This is a genomic window from Luteococcus sp., assembly GCF_043424415.1.
In the GTDB taxonomy this organism is placed as follows: domain Bacteria; phylum Actinomycetota; class Actinomycetes; order Propionibacteriales; family Propionibacteriaceae; genus Luteococcus.
Genome location: NZ_JBHWOO010000222.1, coordinates 1 through 10,973 on the forward strand (window position 1 = coordinate 1; position 10,973 = coordinate 10,973).

Sequence of the window (10,973 nt, forward strand, 5' to 3'; positions counted from 1 at the left end):
GAGATGTGGTCCCACTTGGCCTCGCCGGAGTAGGCGTCGGCGACGGTGCGGGCGTGCAGGCAGATCGCGGCGATGCCTTCCTCCTGGGCGATCCGGCCCGCGTCGAGGAAGGTGTGGTGGTCGTCGTCGATGCCGATGCGGGTCTTCATGGTGGCGGGCACGCCGTACTTGTCGGCGGCCTGCACGGCGGCGCGCAGGATCAGGCGCATCCGGTCCCGCTTCCACGGGAGTGCGCCGCCGCCACCCTTGCGGGTGACCTTGGGCACGGGGCAGCCGAAATTCAGGTCGACGTGGTCCACCTGGTACTGGTCGCACAGCACCTCGGTGGCGCGCGCCACCATCGCCGGATCCGCGCCATAGGTCTGGACGCTGCGCACCGTCTCGTTGGGGGCGAAGCCGAGCATCTGCTTGGTCTTGCGGTCCTGGATGACGATGCCGCGGCTGGTGAGCATCTCGCACACGTACAGTCCCGCGCCCTGCTCGGCGCACAGCTGGCGGAAGGCGCGGTTGGTGATGCCGGCCATCGGGGCCAGCACCACGGGCGTGTCGACGACCACGGCATCGGTCCTGCTCGGTGCCGACAGGCGAAGGGGCGGGTAGGCGCTCACGTGCTCACTCTCGAGGTCTTGGTGCACCAGCGGTCTGCCGCTGGCCGCACCAACTGTAGTTCGGGGTGCTGACAAAACCTGGCCTGTCAGACGGCAACCCTGCCGATTGCCAATCGGAGAATGTCTCCGTATCGTGGAAATCGTAGCCAGGACGGCGGCCCACGCCGACACGAGAACCCCAAGGACACTGCATGAAGATTGGAATCATCGGAACCGGCCACATCGGCGCGAGCCTCGTGCGCAAGCTGAGTGAAGCGGGCCACGACGTCAAGGTCGCCAACTCACGCGGACCTGAGACCATCGCGGACGACCTGCTCACCCACGGCGCCCGCGCCGTCACCGCCGAGCAGGCGGCCACCGACGTCGAGGTGCTCGTCCTGTCGGTCCCGCTGAGCGCGATCCCCGGGCTCGCGGATCTCGTCAAGCGCCTGCTCGAACAGGCCACGGTCGTCGAAACGTCCAACTACTACCCGCAGCGTGACGGCGCAGAGCTGCTGCCCGAGGGCATCGTGGAGAGCCTGTGGGTCTCCGAGCAGCTCGGCCGTCCCGTGGCCAAGGCCTGGAATGCGATCGGTTCCGCCTCACTGGCCACCAATGGGCGCCCGCAGGGCGCCGAGGGACGGATCGCCCTGCCGGTGGCCGCCGACCGCGACCAGGACAAGAAGATCGCGATGCAGCTGGTCGAACAGACCGGCTTCGACGCCCACGACGCCGGCAGCCTGGCCGAATCCTGGCGCCAGCAGCCGGGCACCCCGTGCTACGGCACCGACCTGACCCTGGAGCAGCTGCCCGCAGCACTGGCCGCAGCCGACCGGGAGCAGGCGCCGGTGCGTCGCGACATCATCGTGCAGATCTTCACCACCTGGCTCGGTGCCGGGACGAACCCCGACGCCGAGTGGGGTGTGGCCATGGCACGCCTGGTGGAGTGCGGGCCGGACTTCCAGTTCTGAGCCCCGCCCCAGAACTGGCGCTGGCCGGCGTCCACCCGGTGGGCGTCGGCCAGTGCCGTTCCATCTCCGGCGCCGCTGCCCTCTCAGGCGACGCGGGGGTCGGGTCCGTACTGGGCGGGCACGCCCAGGTGGCCCCTCAGGGTCGTCCCTTCGTAGTCGCGGTGGTACAGGCCGCGCTCCTGCAGGATCGGCACCACCTGTTCGACGAAGAGGTCGACATCCTGGTCGTGCACGTCGGGTGAGAGCCAGAAGCCGTCGCAGGCGCCCGCCTCGAACCATTCCTGCAGGTGGTCGGCGATGGTCTCTGGGGAGCCGATCGGCGTCGGGTGGTAGTCGATGACACCATGCGCCAGCACCTCGCGCAGTGTCCAGCCCTCGCGCGCGACCTCGAGTGCGCGCTCCGAGCGCGGGTCGAAGGGGCTGGGCCGGGCGGCGGCCAGCTGCTGCTCGGTGAGCGGCTGGTCGATCTGCTCGGGAGCGAACTGCAGTCCGAGCATGCTGCCGAGATAGCCCAGGCGTGTGGGCAGGTGGTCGGCGGCGTAGGAGAGGCGGCGGTCGAGCACGTCGCGGGCATCCTTGCCGACGCCGACCATGAGGCCAGCGAAGAACTTCACGTCGTCGGGGTTGCGTCCGGCCTCCTGCGCGGCCTGGCGGGCGGCCTCACGCTGGGCACGGGCGTCCTCGATGGTGTATGCGGCACCGATCACACCGCTGGCGTGGCGGCCGGCGATGGTCAGGCCGTACTGGCCTCCACCGGCGGAGAAGATCACGGGCTGCCCCTGCTCGGACGGCGGAATGGGAAGCGGCCCGCGGGAGGCGAGGTACTGGCCCTGGAGGTTGGCCGGCTGCACCTTGCTGACGTCGACGAAGCGTCCGCTGGCCTTGTCCTTGATCCAGGCGTCCTTGCCCCAGCTGCCCCACAGGGCCTCGACGATCTGGATCATCTCGTGGGCGCGGGCATAGCGTTCGGGACGTTCGGCGACTGCCGCGCCGTAGTTGGCGGCGGCGGTGGGATCGCTGGTGGTGACGGCATTCCAGCCGGCGCGGCCGTGGCTGACGACGTCGAGGGCCTTGAACTGCCGGGCGAGGTTGTAGGGCTCGTTGAAGGTGGTGGAGCCGTTGGCCACCAAGCCGATTCGTTCGGTCTCGCGGGCGATGGCGGTGAGGGTGACGATCGGATCGAGCGTCATCTGGGGCTGTTCGACGGCCATCTGCTCACTGAAGGCGGGGAAGTCGGGCAGGAAGACGAAGGCGAACTTGCCTCGCTCGGCGGCCTGGGCGTGGCGCACGACGGCGTCGAGGTTGGTGTAGTTGTCGGCCTGCACGCCGTCGGCCCGCCAGGCGGTGGGCTGGGAGCCGTAGCCGGTGCCCAGGTACATGCCGAGGATCATCTGGTCTTTCATCGCACTTCCGGTTCTGTCGCGGTCGGGGTGGGGACCGCAGCAGACCCTTCACGCGGGGCGGGCTGTGCGGCCGGGTCGGATCTGGCCCAGCACCGTCGGCCCCAGCACCGTCGGCGATGAACTGGAGAGATCCTCCGCTTCAACGATACGGAGCTAGTCTCCACTTTTCAATGCGAGGGTGACGCACCCTCGATCCCACCCGGCCGCCAGCGGATCACCCGATGCCGCGGAAGGCGAAGCGGAAGTCCAGCCGCTGGCCCGTCGGCAGGCAGAACTCCTTGTGGGTGCGGGCACCCCACGAGTCGTCGCCACCAACACCCCGGCGCATCATTGCCGGCCGCAGCACGGTCTTGTGGACCGGCGGCAGCTCGTGCTCGTGGAAGGCGTTCTCCACCTCCGCGGGCGTCCAGTGCTGGGCCGAGAAATCCATCGTGGCCTCACAGTCCAGCAGCAGGCCCAGCCCGTGCTCGTCGGTGACCTTCGCCCACCGCACGCCGGTGTGGCTGCCCGACTCCTGCGGACGCAGGTAGGGGGTGAGCTGGTCGGCGACCTCGGCCTCCCAGATGCCGACGGTGGTGCTGGCCTGCCGGTCCACATAGCTCTCGTGCGGGCCCTGGCCGTACCAGACCAGCTGGTCCAGCTCGGCCGGGACGATGAACGCCAGCCCGAACTCAGGCGCGTCCGACAGGCCCTCGGCCGGATCCAGCACCGCGTGGACCTCGACGCGTCCGTCGCCGCCGACCCGGTAGGTGACGGTGCAGTGGCTCACCGGGGCGGTGGGCAGCTCATAGCGGTAGGTGACGCTGACGTCGTGCTCCCCGCGCTCCAGCGACAGATTCGCCGCATCGTCACTCACCATTCGGGCATAGCGGCTGGCCAGCAGCCACTGCCCGTCGTGGAAGCCCATCTGCCAGCCCTGCTCATTGGAGGTGGGCGCGTGCCAGAAGTTCGGCATGGGCGGGCGCACCATCAGCTCGCGACCGCCGTGGACATAGGAGACCAGACCGCCCTGGGTGCGGCTGAACAGCGCCTCGAAGTGCTCGCCCCGCACCCCGATGTTGTGGATGCCCTCCACCACCTCAGGCGCCGGCAGCGACACCGGTTCGGTTGCCGGGGCATCGACGACGAAGACCCCCTGGGTGTGGGCCACCTCGTGCCCGGCCGGGGCCCACTCGGTGGCCTCGGCCAGGGTGACACTGACGTCGATGCAGTACTCCCCCGCCTCGTACTGGGCGTTCGCAAGCTCGGGCAGGCTGACCGGAAGCGGCAGTTCGACGCTGCGTCCCGGGGCAACCGAGACCTCCAGCCCGTGCCGCTCCAGCACAAGACCCTCGCGGGAGACGACCACGGTGAAGGTGTGGGCCTCGCTGCCGGTGAAGAAGAGCCGGTTGCGCACGCTGATCCGGTCACGCTGCACGTCGATGGCATAGGGCTGGTAGAGCGCCTTCATCTCCAGCAACTTCGGCGTGGGTGTGTGGTCGGCGTACAGCAGGCCGTTGCCGCAGAACTCGGCGTCGTGGGGCCGCTCGCCGCAGTCGCCGCCGTAGCCCAGGTAGGGCTCGCCGAAGCGGTCGCGCAGCGCAACTGCCTGGTCGGCGAAGTCCCACACGAAGTAGCCCTGGAAGAGCTCCTCGCGCTCGGCCAGCTCGACGTACTTGCCGACCGCGCCGAAGGAGTTGCCCATCGCGTGCGCGTACTCGCACAGCACGAAGGGCTTGTCACGGTGCTCGGCCAGGTGCGCCTCGACGTCCGCGGCAGAGGTGTACATCTGGCTGGTGACGTCGGTGGTCTGCGGCAGCCGCGGGTCCCAGTGGACGCCCTCGTAGTGCACCGGCCGGTCGTCGAGCTCGCGGAAGCGCTCAGCGATGGCCAGCAGGTTGGAGCCGCCGAAGGACTCGTTGCCGCACGACCACATCACCACGCTCGGGTGGTTGCGATCCCTGTTCACCATGGAGTCGGCGCGGTCGATGAGCACGTCGTGCCAGTCGGGACGGTCGCCGGGCAGGGCGTCGTCGATGGTGGCCTGTCCGCGGATGATCTTGTCCCACATGCCGTGGGTCTCCAGGTTCATCTCGTCGATGACCATCAGGCCGTAGCGGTCGCACAGCTCGTAGAACCAGGTGTTGTTCGGGTAGTGGCTGGTGCGCACCGCGTTGGCATTGTGCTGCTTGAGGCAGACGATGTCGGCTTCGGTCTGCTCACGGGTCATGACGCGACCGTCCAGTCCGAAGTCGTGCCGGTTGACGCCCTCCATCACGATGCGGCGGCCATTCAGCTTGAGCAGGCCGTCCTCGATGGCGAATCGACGGATCCCGACCGGCTGCTCGACGATCTCGGTGCAGGTGCCGTCGCCGTCGAAGACCTCCAGGCGCAGCGTGTAGAGGTGGGGGTCCTCGGGGCTCCACAGCCGGGGATTGTCGACGTCGATCGTGAGCTTGTCGTCGGCAGCCGTGAGCGTGCCGACCCCCACCAGTTCGGCCGCCACGCGACCCTCGCCGAAAAATGTGGTCTCGACGCTGACGGTGCCGCGGGCGAGGTCGTCGGCCAGGTCGGTGCACACGTCCAGGTGCTCGACGTGGGCGCGGGGGCGGCGCAGCAGGACGACGTCGCGGAAGAGGCCGCTGAAGCGGTAGAAGTCCTGGTCCTCCAGCCACGATCCCGAAGTCCACTTGGGCACCTGGCAGGCGATCAGGTTCTCGCCCTCGACCAGCGCGTCGGTGATGTCGAACTCCGACGGAGTGAAGGAGTCGGCGGCATAGCCGATCCACTGCCCGTTGACCCACAACGCGACGGCCGACTCGGCCCCCTTGAAGACCAGGCTGAGGCGCTCGCCCTCGGCCAGCGGATGGCCCAGGGTGAAGCGGCGCCGGTAGCTGGCGATCGGGTTGAAACGCATCGGCACCTGGCCGGGCTCGATCGCCTCATGGCCATCCCAGGGGTACTGGGTGTTCACGTACTGGGGACGGTCGTGGCCCTCCAGCTGGATGTGGGCCGGCACCCGGATCTCGGACCAGCCGGAGTCGTCCAGTGCCGGGGCCTCGAAGCCGGGCACGGTCGCTGCCGGATTGGCGGCGTAGTGGAACTTCCAGCGTCCGTTGAGGCACTGCTCGAAGCTGCTGGTGCCCGTCTGGAGCTCCTGCTCGTCGGCGAACCAGCGATGGTCTGAATGGGCAGGCATCCGGTTCTCGGCGAAGTAGCCGGGCTCGGCGATGCGGTCGATGTAGCTCACTTGACTGCTCCTGTGATTCCTTCGGTGAACGTGCGCTGCAGGACGAGGAAGATCACCATCGTCGGGATCGAGGCGATCAGCACCGCCAGCATGAGGGTGCCGTAGTCGGTGACGTAGCCGGCGGTGAGGTTGGCCACCAGCATCGGGATGGTCTGGAACTGGTTCTCGATCAGGATGATCTTGGGCCACATGAAGTTGTTCCAGGCGGCCATGAAGGTGACCACCGCGGCCGCGGCATAGGTGGCGCGCATGGTGGGCACGAAGATCGTCGCGAAGATCCGCAGCTCCCCCAGGCCGTCGAGCCGGGCCGCCTCGATGATCTCGTAGGGGAAACTCCTGGCCGACTGCCGAAAGAGCAGGATGAGCAGCGGCGTCGCCACCGTCGGCAGGATGACGGCGATCATCGAGTTCACCAGGCCGGCCCGGGCGAACATCCGGAAGAGCGGGATCATGGTGGCCGCGAAGGGGATCATCATCGCCAGCAGCAGCACCGCCATCAGCCGGTCCTTGCCGCGGGAGTGGTAGACCTCGAAGCCGTAGCCAGCGATCGAGCACACCAGCAGCGCCAGCACAGTGGTGCCCACCGCGATCACGGCCGAGTGCCACAGCGCCGCCCACAGGTCCTGCGAGGCCGTCAGGGCGCGGTAGTTCTCCATCAGGTGCGATCCCGGCAGCAGCTTGGAGTTCAGTACCTCCTGGCTGGTGTTGGTGGCCGAGACCACCATGAACAAGAGCGGGAAGACCGAGGCCAGCGCAGCCAGGGCCAGGAAGAGGTAGCCGGGGATCCGGCGCATGCGAGGACTATTCACGATTGTCACCAACCTTCATCTGGACCGCGGCAAAGAGGGCGACCAGCAAGAGGATCACGTAGGACAGGGCGGAGGCGTAGCCGAAGTTGGGGTTGTTCTGGAAGGACACCTCGTAGAGGTAGTGGCTCATCGACATCGAGCCATAGGCCGGGCCACCGCCGGTCAGGTTCCAGGACTCGTCGAAGAGCTGGATGGTGCCATTGGTCGACATGATCGCGCACAGCAGGATCATCGGCTTGAGCTGCGGGACGGTCACGTGCCAGAAGGTGCGCAGGCTGTTCGCACCGTCAACGCGGGCTGCTTCCAGCGTCGAGCGGTCCACCGTCTGCAGGCCGGCCAGGAAGAAGATCATGTTGTAGCCGGTCCATCGCCACAGCAGGCCGAGGATGATGACGATCCGGGCTGTGGACTCGGTGCCCAGCCAGTTGACCGGGCTGTTGACCAGGTGCAGGCCCATCAGCGCGTCATTGACCAGGCCGTCGGTGGCGAACATGGTGCGGAAGATCAACGAGTAGGAGACCAGGCTCACCGCGCAGGGCAGGAAGATCGCGGTGCGCCACAGCCCCTTCCAGCGCAGGTTCGGATTGTTCAGCAGGTTGGCCAGGATGAGGGCCAGGACGAGCATCACCGGCACCTGCACCACCAGGTAGAGCAGGGTGTTGGTGAGCGTTTTGCGGAAGATCTCGTCCTCGAACAGGCGCGCGTAGTTGCGCCACCACGGGTCCGCCCAGTCCAGGCGCGTGCCGCGTCCGGACTTGAGCGAGAGGATGAAGGCTTCGGCCATCGGGTAGAAGTTCATCACGCAGATCATGAGCGCGGCGGGCATCAGGAAGTACCAACCGATGCGGTTGTAGCGCTCCTCTGCCCGACGCACGCCTCCGCGGCGGCGGGGAGCCGCTGCGCCCGGGTCTCCCGGGCCGTGCGGTGTCGAGATTGCTGTTGTCACGACGATGTGACCTTTCTTGTCAGGAGGATCGGTGTCCGGTCTGGTGGTGGGTCCGAGTGCTCACTTCATGGCGAACTCGACGTTCTTCTGCGCCTCCCCCAAGGCCTTGGCCAGCGGTACCCCGCGCAGCACCTTGGCGATCGCTGCTCCCACCGCATCACGCGCCTCGTAGTAGAAGACGCCGGTGGTGTTGCTCGGCACCTTGGTGGAGTACTCGACGATGCGCGAGTAGATCGGCTGGTTGTTGAAGAAGGGCTGCGCCTCGCGGTAGACGGCGCTCGTGCCGGCGGGGATCCAGTTGGCGAGCGCTCCCGAGCTGGGAAGGATCGTGTCGTAGAGCTTCGTGGAGCCGGCGAAGGTCTCCTTGAGCAGGTCGACGGCCAGCGAGGTCTGCCCGTGGGCGCTGACCGCCCAGGAGCTGCCGCCGTTGGCGGAGTAGTTCGTCGCCTCCTTGAAGCCCGTCAGGCGGGGCATGGTCGTGATGTCCCACAAGCCCTTCTGGTCCTTGGCCGTCTGCACCGAGCCGAGGATCCAGGCGCCGTTGAGTGCGGAGGCGACGCTGCCGTTGACGAAGCTGCCGATGTACTGGTCCCAGGAGTTCACCTCGACCATGACGCCGCTGGCCACCAGTTCCTGGTAGGTCTTGACCACCGATGCGAGCACGTCGTTGTTGCTGATCTGCGCATTGCCCTGGTCGTCGAAGAGGCTTGCGCCGGCGCTCTGCAGCATCATCATCACCAGGTCGGTCTCGCCGGCCATTCCCGACAGCAGCGGCTTTCCGACCGTGGCCTTCACCTGCTTGCCCATCTCGAGGTACTCGGGCCAGGTGATGTCGGCGAAGTCGTCCAGGCCAAGGCCTGCCTTGTCGAGCAGGTCGATGCGCATCGGGTTGACCACGGTGCCGCTGTCGAAGGAGACCCCGTAACGACGGCCCTCGACGGTGGAGTAGTTGACCACCGAGTCGGGGTACTCGTCGAAGGCGATGTCGGTCTCGGTGAGGTCGGCGAAGAGCTCGGGATAGTTGGTGACGTTCTTCTGGAAGGCGTTGTTCTGCACCAGGAAGACATCGGGCAGGCGATCGGCCTCATTGGACAGGGCCAGCGTGGTGAGCTTGGTCTGGATGTCGTCCCAGGGGGTCTCGGTGACGGCGACGCTCACCTTGGGGTGTTGGGCGGTGTAGAGCTTGCCGGCCTCCTTCATCGCGTAGATGTTGAAGGCGGGGTCCCAACACCACGCGCGCAGCGTCCCGGTGTCTGGCACCGCGTCGCCGGCACGGGGCGGTTCGGACTTCTGTCGTGTTCGGCTGCAACCGGCGCTGGCGAGCAGCCCGATCGGCAGGGCTGCCTGCATCAACGTGCGCCTGGACAGTGAGGCCATGACGGACTCCTTCTGTGGTTGACATGCCCGTTCGCGCGCCGCCCACATCGGTGTGGGCGGGGATCCGTGGCCATGTCGACTGGACCAATGATGTTTACGTGAACATTACTCCTTGCGGAGATTCTTGGGGGACGGAGAGTCCAGAAAGTTTCCGGGCGCACCCGGGTCTGTTCCCCCATCACCTCCTGACTAGGCTCGGCCCATGGCTGCCAGACCCAAACCCTCCATCCGGGACGTCGCCCGCGCTGCCGGAGTCTCGGCCCAGACCGTCTCCCGGGTCGCCAACGGGCACCCGTCGGTGCGGCCCGCCACCCGGGAGCGCGTCGAGCAGGCCATGACCGAGACCGGCTACGTGCCCAACCGGGCAGCGCGCGTGCTGCGCACCGGATCGTCGCGCACCATCGGGGTGATGAGCCACCGCTTCGAGCGCACCGGCGAGAACCTGACCCTCGGCGCGGTCGTAGAGGCCGCCGAGCAGCACTCCTTCAGCGTCACCCTCACCACCCTTCCCGACGCCAGCCACACCGACTGGGCACGGACCCGGCAACGGCTCGAGCTTCAGGGACTCGATGGCCTGGTGGTGCTGCGGCACGAGGCCGCCACCGAGGACTCGCTGCTGCTGCCCGACGGGCTGCCGGTGGCCGTCTCGGACTCCCGCCTGGTCGGGGCGCACCCGGCGGTGGTCACCGACCAGACCGAGGGCACGCGCGCGATGGTGCAGCACCTGCTCGGCCTCGGGCACCGGACCGTCCACCACGTCGGCGGTCCCGAGGATTCCGAGCCCGCCCAGCAGCGCGCCGAGGCCTGGCGCCGCACCTTGGAGGAGGCCGGCGCGCCCGTGCCCGAGGTCGCGCAGGGCGACTGGACGGCCGCTTCCGGCTTGGAGGCAGGGCGACGGCTGGCCGCCGACCCATCGGCGACGGCCGTCTTCTGTGCCAATGACGAGATGGCCTTCGGGGTGATGCGGGCCTTCACCGAGGCCGGGCTGCGCATTCCGCAGGACCGCTCGGTGGCGGGCTTCGACGACGTCGGCCTGGCCGCCTATGCCCCCACGCCGCTGAGCACCATCCGCCAGGACTTCCGAAGGATCGGGCAAGAGCTGGTGGCGCTGGTGATGCGCCAGCTCGACGGCGCCCGCCCGGAGGAGCTGGAGCGGGTGGTGGTGCCCACCGAGCTGGTGCTCAGGCAGAGCACGGGGACCCCGGAGACGGGCGGCCGCTGATCTCCAGCAGGTCCAGCGGGTCGTCCTCGCCGGCGTGGACGCCCGGCACCGTGCTCCACAGCGGTGCGAAGTGCGGGTCGCTGACGTGTCCGTCGAAGCGGACGAGTTCGTCGAAACTGGCCAGTGCGGTCGCCATGCAGGAGGCGACGGCCTTGCGCGCGTGGGGGTGTTCGGGGTCCAGGGCCTGGGTGAGGATCTCCGGTGGCCGGTCAGCGGGGAAGACGAAGGCGATGGCGACGAGTTGCCCGTCGATGGTGCAGCCGACGCTCCTGTGGGGGTCGATCTCGGCCACCAGGTCTGCGAACAGTTCGACGAGGACATCGTGCGGGGCGGTGGGCGACCAGTTGCGGTGGATGACCTCGTACCAGTCGGTCCACAGCCCAGACAGGTCCTGGCCGTCCAGACTGGCGACGGGCAGCAGGCGATGGC

8 protein-coding genes and 1 pseudogene are annotated in these 10,973 nt (G+C 68.1%); 2 read left to right on the plus strand and 7 right to left on the minus strand.

The features are described from left to right. Positions 1–608: tRNA dihydrouridine synthase (locus ACHFFZ_RS12875; protein ID WP_394277005.1), on the minus strand; the 608-nt coding region annotated here is incomplete at its 3' end. A gap of 191 nt (positions 609–799) precedes the next feature. On the opposite strand from ACHFFZ_RS12875, the gene ACHFFZ_RS12880 reads away from it, so the two are divergent. After that, positions 800–1,558: an NADPH-dependent F420 reductase gene (locus ACHFFZ_RS12880; protein ID WP_394277006.1), complete on the plus strand. Its 759-nt coding sequence runs from the start codon at positions 800–802 to the stop codon at positions 1,556–1,558. A gap of 83 nt (positions 1,559–1,641) precedes the next feature. Here ACHFFZ_RS12880 and ACHFFZ_RS12885 read toward each other — a convergent pair whose 3' ends face one another. The 5 genes from ACHFFZ_RS12885 to ACHFFZ_RS12905 form a co-directional block, all read right to left on the minus strand. After that, positions 1,642–2,961, minus strand: coding sequence for an NtaA/DmoA family FMN-dependent monooxygenase (locus ACHFFZ_RS12885; protein ID WP_394277007.1), 1,320 nt, complete (start codon positions 2,959–2,961; stop codon positions 1,642–1,644). Between the two features lie 214 nt (positions 2,962–3,175). After that, entirely contained in the window at positions 3,176–6,190 is a 3,015-nt protein-coding gene (locus tag ACHFFZ_RS12890) for a glycoside hydrolase family 2 TIM barrel-domain containing protein (protein WP_394277008.1), read from the minus strand. Continuing rightward, on the minus strand, positions 6,187–6,984 hold the full coding sequence (locus tag ACHFFZ_RS12895; RefSeq protein ID WP_394277009.1) for a carbohydrate ABC transporter permease: 798 nt from the start codon (positions 6,982–6,984) through the stop codon (positions 6,187–6,189). Before ACHFFZ_RS12895 ends, ACHFFZ_RS12890 begins: the two co-directional genes overlap by 4 nt. A 7-nt stretch (positions 6,985–6,991) precedes the next feature. Then, on the minus strand, positions 6,992–7,873 hold the full coding sequence (locus tag ACHFFZ_RS12900; RefSeq protein WP_394277010.1) for a carbohydrate ABC transporter permease: 882 nt from the start codon (positions 7,871–7,873) through the stop codon (positions 6,992–6,994). A 132-nt stretch (positions 7,874–8,005) separates the two neighbouring features. Beyond that, positions 8,006–9,322: an extracellular solute-binding protein gene (locus tag ACHFFZ_RS12905; RefSeq protein WP_394277011.1), complete on the minus strand. Its 1,317-nt coding sequence runs from the start codon at positions 9,320–9,322 to the stop codon at positions 8,006–8,008. Positions 9,323–9,524: 202 nt separating this feature from the next. On the opposite strand from ACHFFZ_RS12905, the gene ACHFFZ_RS12910 reads away from it, so the two are divergent. Next, on the plus strand, positions 9,525–10,544 hold the full coding sequence (locus tag ACHFFZ_RS12910) for a LacI family DNA-binding transcriptional regulator (RefSeq protein WP_394277012.1): 1,020 nt from the start codon (positions 9,525–9,527) through the stop codon (positions 10,542–10,544). On the opposite strand, the pseudogene ACHFFZ_RS12915 reads toward ACHFFZ_RS12910, so the two are convergent. After that, positions 10,504–10,973 (minus strand): annotated as a pseudogene (locus tag ACHFFZ_RS12915) (hypothetical protein); the annotation flags it as partial. The gene ACHFFZ_RS12910 and the pseudogene ACHFFZ_RS12915 sit on opposite strands and share 41 nt — an antisense overlap.